At 71.3% G+C, this 14,347-nt stretch carries 17 protein-coding genes; all 17 read left to right on the top strand.

The features are described from left to right. Window positions 1-112: 112 nt before the first annotated feature. The 17 genes from ACFYOP_RS19835 (at window position 113) to ACFYOP_RS19755 (ending at window position 14,321) form a co-directional block, all read left to right on the top strand. Window positions 113-295, top strand: a complete 183-nt coding sequence (locus tag ACFYOP_RS19835; protein ID WP_356894622.1) for a hypothetical protein — start codon at window positions 113-115, stop codon at window positions 293-295. Between the two features lie 7 nt (window positions 296-302). Beyond that, window positions 303-701, top strand: coding sequence for a hypothetical protein (locus tag ACFYOP_RS19830; protein ID WP_356894620.1), 399 nt, complete (start codon window positions 303-305; stop codon window positions 699-701). Between the two features lie 207 nt (window positions 702-908). Then, complete coding sequence (locus ACFYOP_RS19825) at window positions 909-1,061, top strand: hypothetical protein (protein WP_356894618.1); 153 nt, start codon at window positions 909-911, stop codon at window positions 1,059-1,061. Window positions 1,062-1,238: 177 nt separating this feature from the next. Next, complete coding sequence (locus tag ACFYOP_RS19820) at window positions 1,239-2,063, top strand: MFS transporter (RefSeq protein ID WP_356894616.1); 825 nt, start codon at window positions 1,239-1,241, stop codon at window positions 2,061-2,063. A gap of 149 nt (window positions 2,064-2,212) precedes the next feature. Then, complete coding sequence (locus ACFYOP_RS19815) at window positions 2,213-2,344, top strand: hypothetical protein (RefSeq protein ID WP_356894614.1); 132 nt, start codon at window positions 2,213-2,215, stop codon at window positions 2,342-2,344. Continuing rightward, entirely contained in the window at window positions 2,341-2,847 is a 507-nt protein-coding gene (locus ACFYOP_RS19810; RefSeq protein ID WP_356894612.1) for an NUDIX domain-containing protein, read from the top strand. The genes ACFYOP_RS19815 and ACFYOP_RS19810 overlap by 4 nt, the downstream gene beginning before the upstream one ends. A gap of 786 nt (window positions 2,848-3,633) precedes the next feature. Then, the gene (locus ACFYOP_RS19805) at window positions 3,634-4,653 is read left to right on the top strand and encodes a ScbA/BarX family gamma-butyrolactone biosynthesis protein (RefSeq protein ID WP_356894608.1); all 1,020 of its coding nucleotides are present in this window, start codon (window positions 3,634-3,636) and stop codon (window positions 4,651-4,653) included. Continuing rightward, complete coding sequence (locus ACFYOP_RS19800) at window positions 4,653-5,693, top strand: 3-oxoacyl-ACP synthase (RefSeq protein WP_356894606.1); 1,041 nt, start codon at window positions 4,653-4,655, stop codon at window positions 5,691-5,693. Before ACFYOP_RS19805 ends, ACFYOP_RS19800 begins: the two co-directional genes overlap by 1 nt. Before the next feature lie 110 nt (window positions 5,694-5,803). Continuing rightward, window positions 5,804-6,046 (top strand): phosphopantetheine-binding protein, encoded by a 243-nt coding sequence (locus ACFYOP_RS19795; RefSeq protein ID WP_356894604.1) that lies wholly within the window; start codon window positions 5,804-5,806, stop codon window positions 6,044-6,046. Further along, window positions 6,043-7,278, top strand: a complete 1,236-nt coding sequence (locus ACFYOP_RS19790) for a beta-ketoacyl-[acyl-carrier-protein] synthase family protein (RefSeq protein ID WP_356894602.1) — start codon at window positions 6,043-6,045, stop codon at window positions 7,276-7,278. The genes ACFYOP_RS19795 and ACFYOP_RS19790 overlap by 4 nt, the downstream gene beginning before the upstream one ends. Beyond that, window positions 7,275-7,988 carry a 3-oxoacyl-ACP reductase FabG gene (fabG, locus tag ACFYOP_RS19785; RefSeq protein WP_356894600.1) on the top strand — a complete coding sequence of 238 codons (714 nt, stop codon included), beginning with the start codon at window positions 7,275-7,277 and terminating at the stop codon, window positions 7,986-7,988. Before ACFYOP_RS19790 ends, fabG begins: the two co-directional genes overlap by 4 nt. Window positions 7,989-8,024: 36 nt before the next feature. Continuing rightward, a complete protein-coding gene (locus tag ACFYOP_RS19780; RefSeq protein WP_356894598.1) occupies window positions 8,025-9,008 on the top strand; it encodes a ketoacyl-ACP synthase III in 984 nt (327 codons plus the stop codon). Window positions 9,009-9,025: 17 nt separating this feature from the next. Next, entirely contained in the window at window positions 9,026-9,769 is a 744-nt protein-coding gene (locus ACFYOP_RS19775; RefSeq protein ID WP_356894596.1) for an SDR family oxidoreductase, read from the top strand. Beyond that, window positions 9,766-10,473, top strand: coding sequence for an HAD-IB family hydrolase (locus tag ACFYOP_RS19770; RefSeq protein ID WP_356894594.1), 708 nt, complete (start codon window positions 9,766-9,768; stop codon window positions 10,471-10,473). Before ACFYOP_RS19775 ends, ACFYOP_RS19770 begins: the two co-directional genes overlap by 4 nt. A gap of 200 nt (window positions 10,474-10,673) precedes the next feature. After that, window positions 10,674-12,254 (top strand): MFS transporter, encoded by a 1,581-nt coding sequence (locus ACFYOP_RS19765; protein WP_356894592.1) that lies wholly within the window; start codon window positions 10,674-10,676, stop codon window positions 12,252-12,254. Then, complete coding sequence (locus ACFYOP_RS19760; RefSeq protein WP_356894590.1) at window positions 12,251-13,912, top strand: FAD-dependent monooxygenase; 1,662 nt, start codon at window positions 12,251-12,253, stop codon at window positions 13,910-13,912. The genes ACFYOP_RS19765 and ACFYOP_RS19760 overlap by 4 nt, the downstream gene beginning before the upstream one ends. A 19-nt stretch (window positions 13,913-13,931) precedes the next feature. Continuing rightward, entirely contained in the window at window positions 13,932-14,321 is a 390-nt protein-coding gene (locus ACFYOP_RS19755; protein WP_356894588.1) for a PPOX class F420-dependent oxidoreductase, read from the top strand. The last annotated feature ends 26 nt before the right edge of the window (window positions 14,322-14,347 follow it).

Raw genomic sequence — 14,347 nt, 5'->3', positions numbered from 1 at the left:
CGAATTCCTGACCGTACCCACGACCGTCAGCCGGCCACCGTCCTCGCTCGCCGTGATCAATGCCACGGCCGGGCAGCCACATCTGCCCCGTTCCCTTTAGAGGTCGTCTCATTTGGCGCCCGGCGCCAAGCAGGGCCAGGCCATCACGGCGTACGGAGACAAGGGCGACTCCGGCGCGCAGGCGCTCGGCGGCCGTCCGTCGGACCCCGGCAAGCCAGTTACTCACGAGGACGTCATGGAGGGCAGGATCCCCGGCAAGTTCGGCAACCTGGCCCCAGGAGTGCAGATCAGATGAGGCAGGAATGACCACGAAACTGTCGTTCGACGGCGACTGGCGCGCAGCGATGACGGACAATCCACTGCACATCACCCCCCGCTTCACCGGCGACTCCGTGGATCTCGCGCGGTACGCGGACGTAAGCGAGCGTGAGCGGTTCGTCGCGGACACCTTCGGCAGCCAGCACTGGCTGTGGGACACGCCGGACCTCTTCCGGTTCGCCCCGGACAGCCGGAAGCTGGTCGGGGCAGAACTCCAGCTGCCGTACGTGTACGCCGCCGCCGAGACCTCCACCCGCCTTCCCGTCATGCCCGCCGTACGCCGGGGCGGGCTCCGTGCGGACGAGGTCCGGGATTTCCGGCATGAGACGTGCACGGTGCTGTGCCGCGCTCCCGGGGGACACCGCGCTGATCTGCCTGCGTGACCTCGATGTCCTGGACGAGCCGCTGGAATCCTGTATCGGCATAGCCCCCGACGTGGCACTCCTCGCCCAGCACGGCACCGTCGTCGGCTGGAGCCTCACGGACCCCGCGCGCTACCTGACCACCAGCTTCACCGACCCCGACCCGGCTCCCCCGCCCCGGCCACCCGCCGCCTGCTCACCGAATGCCTGGACCTGGTTGCCACGCCGGTGGTCGACGACCTGGTCGACGGTGAACCGGCCGCCCTGGCCCGCCTCCAGGCCGCCGACAAGGCCCTGCGCGAGCAGCGCGAGGACCGGAACCGGGCCGACGCCCTGCTCGAGCTGATCGCCACCTACGTAGAGGACTACGGGAACTGGTGAACGAGGACGAAGACCAAGGAACGGGGGGTCTGGGTGCGGCGGTCCGTGCGGATCGACGAGCGAGCGCCGACCCTGACACCGCGGCAAGGCCTTCACGGCGTACGACCCGTCGGGGATGCGGAGAAACTCTGGAGAGGATGGCTCACGGTCACCGCCGTCGCCTTCGGCGTCTTCACCGTGACCGCGACCGAGACGATGCCCGTCGGGCTGCTGCCAGAGATGGCGGCCGGTCTGCGGGTCTCGGAAGGAACGGTCGGGCTCCCAGTCACTCTGTACGGCTTGTTCGCCGACATCCTCGCGCCGGTCCTCACCGCGGCCACCCGCGGTCTCGACCGCGGACGGCTGCTCCTCGTCATCCTCACGGTGTTCGTCGTGGGCACCGTCCTCACCGCGCTGGCCGTGAACTACGTGTGGCTGATGCTCGTCAGACTGCTGATCGGATTCATCCACGGCGTGCTGTGGGCCATCGTCGCGAGCATCGCCGTACGGCTGGTGCCACCCGCCCACTCCGTGCGGGCGACGGCCGTCGTGTTCTCCGGCATCTCCCTGGCCACGGTCCTCGGAGTCCCCCTCGGCACCATCGTCGGCCAGTGGCTGGACTGGCGTGCCGCCTTCTGGGCCCTGGCCGCGTGCAGCGCCGTCGCGCTCACCGCCACCGCCGTGCTGATGCCCCCGATGCCCGCGCGCGGCGGCGTCTACCTCTCCGAGCTGCCCCGCCTGCTGAAGACCGGCAACCTGCGCATGGCGGTGGGCGTCACCGCCGTCGTCGTGATCGGCCACTACGCCGCCTGCACCTACATCACTCCCTTCCTGCTCCGGAACGTCGGAGTGGCCCCGAACATGACCGGAGTACTGCTGCTCTCCTTCGGCGCCGCCGGCGTCGCGGGCAGCTTCCTGGCAGGAGCGGTCATCGGACGCGGCCCGGCGCTGCGCACCATCGTTCTCGGCCTCGTCGCCTGCACCGGCGGCTCGACGGCCCTGCTGCTCGCCGCCGGCGCCTGAAAGCCGGCGGCGATCGTCTTCCTGCTGAGTTGGGGGCTCGCCTACTCCGCACTTCCGTTCGCCCTGCAGACCCTGGTCTTCCGCAGCGCCCCGAGGCGCGGGAAGCTGCGACCTCCCTATACGTCCTGTCCTTCAACGTCTCGATCGCTATGGGGGCGCTCTTCGGCTCCCTCGCCCTCGATCGCTCGCACCCGTCTCTGGTGATGGTCACCGGCATGGCCTTCTGCGCCCTCGCCGCCCTCCTGACCATGCTCCTGCGCCCCGAGCAGACGGCGAAATGAGGCGCATGAACGATCGACCGTGCAGCAACAGGAGTGCCCTCGGCTGCGGGCGGCCACTGCTCGTGGTAGCTGCCGCCATCGTGCAGGAAGGACGTCTCCTGGTCGTGAGCAAGAAGTCGGCACCTGACGTGTTCTACCTGCCGGGTGCCAAGCCCGATGCGGACGAGGAAGCGCTGGAGACCCTGGCGCGGGAGCTGGATGAGGAACTCGGTGTGGAACCGATAAACACGCACTTCCTGGCCGAAGTCGAAGCCGTGGCGGCGCTGGAGAGTGTACCGATGCGGATGACTGTGTTCGAGGCGCACATCAGCCAGGTTCCCCGGCCGGCGGCCGAACTGGCTCACCTGCGGTGGGCATCCGGCCGAGAACAAGACCTTGTGCTCGCGCCCGCCGTACGAGACCACGTGCTGCCTCTGCTGCAACGCCGTGGCGCGCTCGCACCCGTTCGGCCTCATAACCTCACGCCGACAGCACCACCATGGTTCGGGCCACCAGAGCCTTGATGGATATGCCGCTGTTGACGCTTCTCCAGTCATCCGCCGCTTTTGTTCGACATCGACACCATGAACACGGTCGGCATATCCCGCTGGACCGCCTGCCATCCACAGCACCAGCCGCATCGCCGGTGCACCGATGCGCTCCCCTCGCGCACCCCGTCGACAGCCGGAACAGACCAGGCATCAGCAAACCGCCGAAAGCGGCAGTTCAGGGCACGTCCATATACCCCTCCCCATAGAACGCTTTCACTGTCAAACCTCCGACCTACGCATCACGACCGCGTAGGTCGGCGCCCGGGGTCCTAGGGTTCGCCCTGCCGCAGGATCTCAAGGTAGGACGCGGGCCGGGGCAGCATGCCGGTGACCAAGGGCGAATCGAAACGATCGGCTGCGTGAACGTGCACCACGGCCGCGGGGATGCCCAACAGGCAGGTTTCGCCGGCCTTGAGCGTGGCCCCCGCCGGCTCCGTACGGAAGATCTGCCACTCGCGCCCCGGCAGGACGGGAAGCACCCCCTCCGCAGCCGTCGCTTACACGCTCCGACAGCAGCGCGAAAGACGCCGCAGCTAGCTTCTCATTCTGTCGGCCGCGGAGTTCGAGGCATGCGGCACATCACGACGAGAGAGCGAGAGCGGTGCGAAAGTCACCGGTCTCCCACGGGGAGGAGTGCCCGCGGATGACAGCGACGACACATGACGTCGCCCGACCTCCGGATTCCGCCGCGGAGCCGCGCCGGTCTACCGGTGTTCCGCGCAGGTGCCACAGCGAGACCGATGTGAAGGGAGCAGGTCGATGACCCAGGTCCACGGCGAGCGGCAGCTGCGGTTCGACGGACCGTTGGAGCGATCGTTGGTGCACCGTCACGCGGCTGACGAGGTCTTCGTCACCGATCACGTCGCGCTGGGCGATGGCCGCTTCGGCGTCGCGGCACGGCTGCCGTCCGCCCACCGCTACTTCAACGACGACCCGAGTCCCTCGGCGTCCATCGACCCGATGCTGCTCCTGGAGTGCTCGCGGCAGGCCGGAACCCTGGTGGCCCACCGCCATCTCGGTGTCCCGACGAACACGGCGTTCCTCATCGCGGAGTGGTCCATCGCCCTCGACGGCGAACCGCCTGTCCAGCGGCCCGGACACGGCACCGGCGAGCTGACGATGGTCATCGAGGCGAAGGACCTGAAGCAGCGCGGAGAGTCTCTGCTCGGGGCGACGCTGGTGAGTGAGCTGTACCTCGCCGGGCGCCGTGTCGCGACCAGCACGGTGATCACCGGTTACCCGTCCCGTGCCGGCTACGAAAGCTTCCGGACCCGCCGCCGCAGCTCGGCGGCGCCGCTCTCCGATGCCATGCCGCCGCGCCTGGGCGGAACGCCCGCGGACGGCCGTCGGGTGGGGCGGGCGCTGGAGGAGAACGTCGTCCTGTCGACGGTGCGCCGCACTGGCGGACTGACCGTCGCGGAGCTCGACGTACCGGTCGCGCATCCGGTGTTCTACGACCACCCGCTCGACCACGTACCGGCGACCGCGCTGCTTGAAGCCGCCCGTCAGGCCGCCCTGTCGGCGGTCGCGCCGGAGACGGAGGACGCCGGTGAGGCGCACGGGCCGTGGCGGGTGAGTGCGCTGAGCGCCCGGTTCGGACGCTTCGTCGAACTGGACAGCCCGACGGAGGTGTCCGCGCGCGTGGAGCAGGCCGGGAGCAGCCGCTCCGTGGCCGTGCTGTTCGAGCAGGACGGAGCGACCGCCTGCGACTGCGAGGTCGCGGTCCTCGCACCGTCGGCGGACCCCGCTCCTGCGGCCACTGCCTCCGGTGGCCATTGATGCGGCTGAGCGGAACGTACGGGCTCGTGTGCGCGGCCTGGTACCCGTCGGAGAGACAGACCGTCGAGGAGGCCCTGGCCGCCGGGGACGTGGATCGGCGCACCGCGGCCGACCTGGGATACACGGCGCTGCCGGTCAGCGCGGACACCGCGCCGCCGGACATGGCCGTGACCGCCGGGCGCCGAGTGCTGGAGCGGGGCGACTGGCCGGCGCGGACGCTGTCGATGGTGCTGCACGCGAGCGTGCACCATCAGGGGCACGACGCGTGGTCGGCGCCTCACTACATCGCCGACCGGCTGAGCGCGCACCACGCGGTGCCGATCGGACTGCTGCAGCAGTGCAACGGCGGAGCCATCGGCATCGAGCTGGCCGTCTCCCGGCTCCAGGGCGACCCGCAGGCCGGACCGGCCCTGGTGACCACCGGCGACCGATTCCTCATGCCGAGCTGGCACCGCTGGCGCACCGACTACGGCATGGCCGCGGGCGACGCGGGCACGGCGGTGCTGGTGCACCGCGGCGACGAGCTGCCTTCGGACCTCACCCTGCACGCCCTGGCGACCACTGTGGCGTCCGAGCTGGAGGTCATGCACCGAGGCGAGGACGAGCTGAACGCGGACCCGCTCGGACACGGCCCGATGATCGACGTCCGGCGTCCCAAGCGTCACTTCGTCCGGTACTTCGGCGTCGACCACTTCACCAAGCTCGCGCACGACCGCATCCGGGCAGCCGTCTTCGAGGCGCTCGCCTCCTGCGGCCTCGCACCGAACGATCCGCGACTGCGTCACGCCGTGCTGCCGCGGCTGGGCTCCAAGGCGATGGCGGAGGCGTACGTACCGCCACTGGCTGAGTCCGTCGCGGCGCCGCTGCTGGACCTCGGGCGCGCCACCGGCCACCTGGGAGCCGGTGACCTGAACGCCTCGCTCGCCGACCTCGCGAACGGCGACTGGCTGGAGCCGGGGCAGTACGCCCTCGTGCTGAACGGTGGTGGCGGGTTCACCTTCACCGCGGCCGTGGTCAGCCGCCCGGACCCCGCCGTCTGAACCGGGCGTCCCGTCCCACCTGCCGGTCCGGAAAGACCCCGGCGGAATCGAAGAGACCTCCCGGGCGGAGAACCGCCCGGACGACCGACCCATCGACAGGAGAAACCGACATGAACGACGTCCAGGACCGCTTCTACTCCCTGCTCAGCGCGAAGATCGGCGTGGAGACCGAGTCGCTCACCGCGGACACCACCCTCGAATCCCTCGACCTCGACTCGCTCCTGCTCGTCGAGGTCAGCGTCGCCGTGGAGAAGGAGTTCGGCGTGGTGCTCGACGAGCTCCAGCTCGCGCCCGAGCGCACCGTCGGCGAGGTTCTCGGCACCCTCGACGGCCAGCTCAAGGCGGCTTCGTGACCGCCGGACGCCGCCGGTTCGACGTGGCCGTCACCGGACTGGGACTCGTCACGCCGGCCGGGACCGGGGTGAAGGCCAATGTGGCCCAGATCTGGGACGGCCGGTCCACCGCGAGCAGAAGCCCCGATCTGGAGGGCATGGCCGTCGACTTCTCCTGCCGGGTCGAAGACTTCGACGCGGCGGCGGAACTCGGCCGGCGCACGGCGCTGCGGATGGACCGGGTCAGCCAGCTCGGCGTCACCGCCGCGCGGCTGGCCGTGTCGGACGCAGGCCTCGACCCGCAGGTCTGGGACGGTGCCCGGGTCGCCGTGGTGATCGGCACCTCGTTCGGCGGCTCCGCCAGCTTCGAGCGCGAGCACGAGACCTACCTGAGCAGCGGACCGACGGTGGTCTCACCGCAGCTCATGGTGACGGCACCAGTGAACATGACGGCCGGTCACATCGCCATGGAATGCCAGGCGCTGGGGCCGAACCAGGTGGTGTCCACCGCGTGCGCCTCCGGCACCACCGCTATCGGTATCGGCCGGATGCTGTTGGAGGCCGGACTCTGCGACGTGGTGCTGGCCGGCGGTTCGGAGGCGGCTCTCACCCGCACCGGCATGGCCAGCCTGCACAAGATGGGCGCGCTCTCCCGGCGTGGCGAGGACCCGGCAAGCGCGTCCCGCCCGTTCGACGCGCACCGGGACGGCTTCGTCGCTGGTGAGGGCGCAGGCGTCCTGGTGCTCGAACGGGTGGCCGACGCGCACGCCAGAGGGGCCCGGGTCCGCGCCAGGATCAGCGGCTTCGGGGCGTCGGCCGACGGCTTCCACGCCTCCGCCCCGCACCCGACGGGCGACGGGGCGGAGCGGGCGATGCGGGCGGCGCTGGCCGACGCCTGCCTCGACCCGGCGGAGGTGGCGCACGTCAACGCCCACGGCACGTCGACGCCGAAGAACGACGTCACCGAGGCGGCCGTCATCCGCCGGGTCATCGGCGACCATCCCCTGGTCACCTCGACCAAGGGAGCGATTGGCCACCTGATCGGCGCGGCCGGAGCCGTCGAGGCCGCGTACACGGTGCTGGCGGTGGAGCAGGGCTCCGTACCGCCGACCGCGAACCTGGAGCGCGTCGACCCCCAGGTGGAGATCGATGTCGTCGCCGGGGCGCCGCGCACGGCGACGATCGGCGCGGCGATGTCGAACTCCTTCGGGTTCGGCGGGCAGAACGCCGCCGTGGTGGTGACGGCGGCATGACGCGCACCGGCCGCTCCGTCCTGGTGACCGGAGGCAACCGCGGCATCGGCCTTGCCGTCGCCCGGGACCTGACCGCGCAGGGCGACCGGGTGGCGGTCACCCACCACAGCACCGGGGCGCCGCCCGGCCTGTACGGGGTGGCCTGCGACATCACCGATCCCGAGGCGGTGGCGCGGCTGTTCGAGAAGGTGGCCGCCGAACAGGGGCCGGTGGAGGTACTGGTGGCCAACGCCGGCATCACCCGGGACGCGCTCCTGCTGTCGATGGCCGACCACGACGTGGACGAGGTGCTCGACACCAACCTCCGCGCGGTGATCCGGCTGGTCAAGCACGCGTCCCGGGGCATGCTCGCCGAGCGCTGGGGACGGCTCGTGCTGGTCTCCTCGTCGGCCGCCTTCACGGGCTCGCCGGGCCAGACGAACTACGCGGCCGCCAAGGCCGGTCTGGTCGGCATGGCCCGCTCGCTGGCCTGGGAGCTGGGGCCGCGCGGCATCACCGTGAACGTGGTGGCTCCCGGACTGATCACCACCGACATGACACGCGACCTCAGCGACGCCCGGCGCGAGCAGTTCCTGAGCCGGACGCCGCTGGGACGGCCCGGCAGGGCCGAGGAAGTGGCCGCAGCCGTCCGCTTCCTGGCGAGTGCCGAGGCCAGCTACGTGACCGGCGCGGTGCTGCCGGTCGGCGGCGGACTCGGCATGGGCATATGACCATCCGTCAGTTAGCAGGAAGAAGAGGCTGAATCCATGGCAATCGGCGTGATATCAGTCGGTGCCCACCTTCCCGAGCGCATCGTGGACAACCGGGAGATCGCCGCTTGGGCGGGCGTTACCGAGGAGTGGGTCGCCGAACGAACCGGCATTCTTCAGCGGCGTTACGCCGCGGCCGGCGAGGCGACGTCCGACCTGGCGCTGCCCGCCGCCCGCGCGGCGCTCGACGAGGCCGGACCGGAGGCCAGGGAACGGCTCGCCGCCCTGATCGTCGCCACCTGCACCCCCGACCACCCGCAGCCGTCGACGGCGGCCGTCGTGCAGGCGGGCCTCGGCCTGCCGGCCCTGCCCGCCTTCGACGTCAACGCGGTGTGCAGCGGCTTCCTCTACGCGCTCACCGTCGCCAAGGCGCTGCTCGACGGGCAGCCCGGTCAGTACGCCCTGGTGGTCGGGGCGGACATGTTCTCCACGCTCATGGACCGCGGCGACCGCAAGACCGTCAGCCTCTTCGGCGACGGCGGGGGCGCGGTCGTGCTCGGCCCGGTGCCGGAGGGCTACGGAATCCACGGCGGCACCCTGCTGGCCAACGGCGAACTGCACGACTACGTGAAGGTCGAGGCCGGCGGCACCCGGACCCCGCTGGACGAGCGGGCCCGCGCGGCAGGCGAGCACCTCTTCCGGATGGACGGCCGGGCCGTACGGGAGTACGCGATGACCACGCTGCACAAGGTGGTCGGCCAGACCCTCGCGGAATGCGGCGCCCGGATGGAGGACGTGGACCGCTTCGTCTTCCACCAGGCCAACACCCGGCTGCTGGAGTCCTTCGCGGCCGGGGCCGGCATCGACCCGGACAAGGTCGCCCTCACGGCGCCGAGCCTGGGCAACACCGCAGCCGCTTCCGTACCGCTGACCCTCCACCACACCCACCACGACCGCCCCCTGGAGCGCGGCGAGCGTGTCCTGTTGGCCTCCATCGGCGGTGGCATGACCGCCGCCGCCACGCTCATGACCTGGTACTGAGGACGGAAGAGCAACCAATGAGACTCGACGGAACATCCGCCATCATCACAGGCGGCACGCGCGGCCTCGGCCGCACCATCGCGGAGAGCTTCCTCGCCGAGGGCGCGAACGTCGTCTGCGCCGCCCGCAACCCGTACGACGTGAAGGAACTCGTCGACCGGCATCCCGGCCGGGCCCACTACCAGCGCACCGACGTCACGGAAGAGGACTCCGTGGCGGAGCTGATGGAGGCGGCGGTGGCCGCCTTCGGCCGGATCGACGTGCTGGTCAACAACGCCGGAGTCAGCCGCGACGGCACGATCAGCCGGCTCTCGACGGCGGACTGGAACACCACCGTCGCCACCAACCTCAACGGGGTCTTCCTGTGCACCCGGGCGGCCATCCGCCCGATGCAGGCACAGGGCGGCGGCCGGATCATCAACCTCTCGTCCTGCGTGGCCAGCCGTGCCGTGGCCGGTGCGGCCGCCTACAGCGCCAGCAAGGCCGCCGTGGAGATGTTCACCCGTGCGTCGGCTCTCGAACTGGCGCACAAGGGCATCACGGTCAACTGCCTGTCGCCCGGTTACATCGACGAAGGCATGGGCAAGCAGGTCGCCGCGGACGACCGCATCTGGGAGAGCTACCGCAAGCGGCTGCTCTCCGGGCGGCTGGGACGGCCGGAGGAGGTGGGGGCGGCCGCTGTGTTCCTCGCCGCCTCGGACAGCTCCTACGTGAACGGGCACGTGCTGGAGGTCAACGGGGGGCTGCAGTGGGCGGCGTGACGTCGTCGTCCGCTCCGGTGGTGGCCTTCTTCGACGTCGACGAGACGCTGGTCGCGATGAAGAGCCCGTTCGCGATGCTGCGCCACCGGCTGTGCGAACAGGGCGACCTGGACGGCTCGGCGTACCGGGCCATGACCGACCCTCTCCGCAGGTTCGCCGCCGAGGGCGGCGCCCCCGCGGAGGTGAGCGCGATGTTCTACCGCGGCGTCGCCGGCGTCGCGTGGGACGAGCTGCTGCACCAGGGCCGCGACTGGTACGCGCGGCTGCGCGGCCGGGGAGTCCCGTTCGTCGAGGCCACGCTGCGCGAGCTGCGGCACCACCAGCGCCAAGGCCACTTCACCGTGGCCGTGTCCGGAGCGTGGGCCGCGAGCCTGCGGCCGATGGCCGAAGACCTGGGCATCGACGTGGTGCTGTGCACCGAGCCCGAGGTGGACGCGGCCGGGCTGCTGACGGGACGGGTCTCCCGGGCGATGTTCGGCCCGGCCAAGGGGTCCGCGGTGCGCGACGTCCTCGCGGAGCGGGGCGCGGCGGCGGGAGAGTGCTTCGCCTACGCCGACGACCCGAGCGATCTCGACATGCTCCGGCTGGTGGGCCGGCCCACCGTCGTCGGCAACCACCCCGTGCTCGCCGGGATGGCGGCCGAGCACGGCTGGCGGGTGCTGTCCAACGCGCTCGTGCCCGGCACCGAGCGTATACCCGTCTGACCGTCCGTCCCGCCCGCACCGGTCCGGCCCGTGCGTCTCGCGGGCGCCCGACGGCGGCGCCCGCGCCGGCGGCACGGCGGAAGCAGCTCAGCCTGTTCACTCAAGGTACAGCTCGCATCTATGACAGAGTACTGATATAAACTAGAGTTCTGACTCAAGGGTACTTTCTACAAGTCATCCACGGAGGGATTGCAGCTCACATGAGCACAGTGACCTCGGACCGCGCCACGGCACGGCCCACGATCGTCCTCGCCGCGGTGTGCGTGGCCGTCCTGATCCTGCCCGCCTCACTGACCGGCAGCTCGGTGGCCCTGCCCGACATCGCCTCCAACCTGCACGCCGGCATCGTGCCGCTGCAGTGGGTGGTCAACGCCTACAACCTCGCGTTCGCCTCCTTCATGCTCGCCTGCGGTTCACTGGCCGACATCGTCGGCCGCCGACGCCTGTTCGCCGCCGGAACGACCGTGTTCGTCCTCGCCTCGGTGGCCAGCGGCCTGGCCGGCAACGTGCTGCTGCTCGACGTGATGCGCGGCCTGGCCGGGCTCGGCGCCGCCGCCGTGATGACCAGCGGCAGCGCGATCCTGGCCACCACCTTCCAAGGAGCCTCGCTCGGCCGGGCGTTCGCGATCCTCGGCTCCTCGGCGGGCGCCGGCCTGGCCCTCGGCCCGTCCGTGTCAGGCTTCCTCGTCGGCACGCTGGGCTGGCGGTGGGTGTTCTTCACGCACGCCCTCGTCGCCGCCATGGCCCTGCTGGCGCTGCCCTCGATCCGCGAGTCCCGCAACAGTGAGGGCGCCAGGATCGACTGGTGGGGTACCGTCACCTTCACCAGCAGCCTCTTCCTGCTGATGCTGGCCGTGGTCCAGGGACCGCAGACCGGCTGGGCCAGCGCCGAGGTGATCGGCATGTTCGCCGGTGCGGCGCTGCTGATCGCGCTGTTCCTCGTCGCCGAGAGCCGTCAGACGCACCCCATGTTCGACCTCGCGCTCTTCCGGCAGTCCCGCTTCCTGGCCGTCTGCCTGCTGCCCGTGGCCATCGCCTTCGGCTTCGTCTGCCTGCTGGTGCTGCTGCCCTCGTGGTTCAGCGCGGCCAACGGAGCCTCCGCCGACGCCGCCGGCGCGACCATGATGCTGCTCACCCTGCCGGTGCTGGTGGTGCCGCTCGGCGTCAGCCGGCTGGTGAAGCTGGGCATGTCGACCCGCGTCGTCCTCAGCCTCAGCCTCCTACTGGTCGCGCTCGGCGGTGCCTGGCTCACCGTGCTGCGCCCGGGCATCTCCACGCTGGAGCTGGCCGGTCCGCTCCTGCTGATCGGCCTCGGAATGGGCCTCTCCGCGGGGCTGATCGACGGGGTGGCGATCACCTCGGTCGCCCCGGAACGCGCCGGCATGGCCGCGGGCATGTTCAACACCATGCGGCTCGCCGGTGAAGCGGTCGCCATCACGGTGATGAGCACCGTCCTGGTCTCCCTCCTGCAGAACCGGGTGGCCGGCGGACTGCGCGACTACGGGCTCCCCGCCGGCGACGCGGCCGGCGTGGCCAACAGCGTCGCCAGCGGCGACCTGGAGCGCGCCGGACAGAGTGTCGAACCCGGACTGCGCGACCGCTTCGGCGACTTCCTCGCGGACAGCTACACCGGCGCCATGCACTCCGTGCTGTGGCTGCTGGCCGCGGTCTGCGCCGTCGCCACCGTCGTCGTCTACCTGATGCTGCGCGAGCGCGCGGAGCCGGCCATCGCCGCTCCGGCCGCCGAGGACGCCACCGCCCAGGAAGCCACCCGGGTATGACGACTCGAGACCAGCGTCCCGTCCTGGTAGTCGGCGCAGGCCCGTCCGGCCTCACCGCCGCCGTGGAACTGACCCGGCGCGGTGTGCCGGTGTACTGCGTGGACCGCGCCGAAGGCCCGAGCATGTCGACGAAGGCTCTCGGCGTCTGGCCCCGCACCCTGGAACTGCTGCGCCGGATGGGAGCCGACGAGGAGATACGGCGGCGCGTCCTGCCGCAGCGGGCCATGCGGTACTACTCCGACGGCCGGGTCATCGCCGACCTGCGCTTCCGGGACCCGGACGTGCAACCGGTCTGCCTGCCGCAGCCGGACGTCGAGGACATGCTCCGGGACGCGCTGGCCGAGGCCGGCGGACGGATCGCGTGGGGCACCGAACTGGTCGGGTTCCAGCAGGACGGTCCGGCGGTCGAGGCGGTGCTCCGCGGCCCGGACGGAACGGAGCGGACGGAGGAGTTCTCCTGGGTGGTGGGCGCCGACGGGGCGCGCAGCCGCGTCCGGGAGCACCTGGACATCGGCTTCGAGGGCGCCACGCACGAACTGTCCTTCGTGGTGGCCGACATCGACCTCGACGGATCGCTGGAGCCGGACGTCACCCACTACTTCTGCTCACCGCGCGGCATCCTGGTGACGTGTGGACTGCCCTCCGGCCGCTTCCGGGTCTTCACCTCGGCGCCGCCCGGCCTGGGGCGCGACGACGTGGACCTGGCGGTCGTCCAGAAGCTGGTCGACGAGCGGGGGCCCGGCGGCATCCAACTGCGCGACCCGGACTGGATCAGCGTGTTCGCGGTGCACTCCCGGCACGCGGACCGCACCCGCGAGGGGCGGGTCTTCCTGCTGGGCGACGCCGCGCACATCCACAGTCCGGCCGGCGGCCAGGGGCTGAACATCGGCATGGCCGACGCGCACAACCTGGCGTGGAAACTGGCCCTGTGCTGGCACGGCCGGAGTGACACGGCGCTGCTGGACAGCTTCGAACGCGAGCGCGCCCAGACCGCCCGGGCCGCCATCCGGCAGGCGGACACCCAGACCAGGATCTGGCTGCTGAACAAACCGCACCAGGTGGCCCTGCGCGACAACGCGCTCCGTGTCGCCTCCGTGCTGCGCCTCTTCCACCTCGACTACCTGCCCTGGCTGGCCGGCCAGCGCACCGTCTACGCGCAGCCCGGCTCCCGGCGGCGCCTCGCCCTGCCCGCCGGCCGGCCGTGGCCGGGCTCCGGAGGGTTCACCGAGGGCGGCCTCGTCCCGCAGCGACGGATCTGGGACGCCACGAGCTCCCGCCGGACACCGCTGCGCTCGGCTCTCTCCGACCTCCGCCACACGCTCCTCCTGCTGGGCGACCCGGCGAACGGCAGCCGATCCGCCCGGCTGGCCGCCTGGGCCGGCGACCAGTGCGCCGAGACGGTCGAGGTCCAGGTACTGCGGACCCGCGCCGGCACGCTGCGGCCGTGGACGGCCGAACGGTCCGCGTCGCGGAGCGGCCCGGACACCGCCCGGATCGTCCTGGTCCGCCCGGACGGGATCGCCGACCTGGTCTGTCCCGCGCGCGATTCCTGGCGAGTGCGGCGGCGGCTCGAAGAGCTTTTCGCGCCGCTGCTCACGCCCGCCGACACCCCCGAGAAACATGCCGCAGCGCTCCCACATCCGCACGAAGCCGTCTGACGTCCACCGGAGAAACACCATGTCGATCATTCCCGAGAGCCACCGCGATCTGCTGGAGCGCCCCCTCTTCGCGCACCTGGCCACCATCAGGCCGGACAACACGCCGCAGGTGAACCCCATGTGGTTCGGCTGGGACGGTGAGTACCTGTACTTCACCAACACCACGACCCGATACAAGTACCGCAACGTCACCCGGCATCCGGTCGTCTCGGTGTCCATCAACGACCCCGAGCAGCCCTACCGCTACCTGGAGATCCGCGGCTCCGTCGAGCGCATCGACCCAGACCCCGAGGGCGCCTTCTTCCTCCGGCTCGCGGACCGCTACTCCCTCGAGTTCGACGGCCCGCCCGCCGACGCCGAGCACCGGGTGGTGTACGTGATCCGTCCGACCGGCACCAGCAAGCAGTGAGGACGGGGCACGGGCCCGGCGCCCTG

It is taken from the genome of Streptomyces sp. NPDC006294 (assembly GCF_042870895.1).
Taxonomy (GTDB): Bacteria; Actinomycetota; Actinomycetes; order Streptomycetales; family Streptomycetaceae; genus Streptomyces.
Note: the sequence above shows the minus strand (reverse complement) of the source record. Positions and strands in the feature narration are given on the sequence as shown.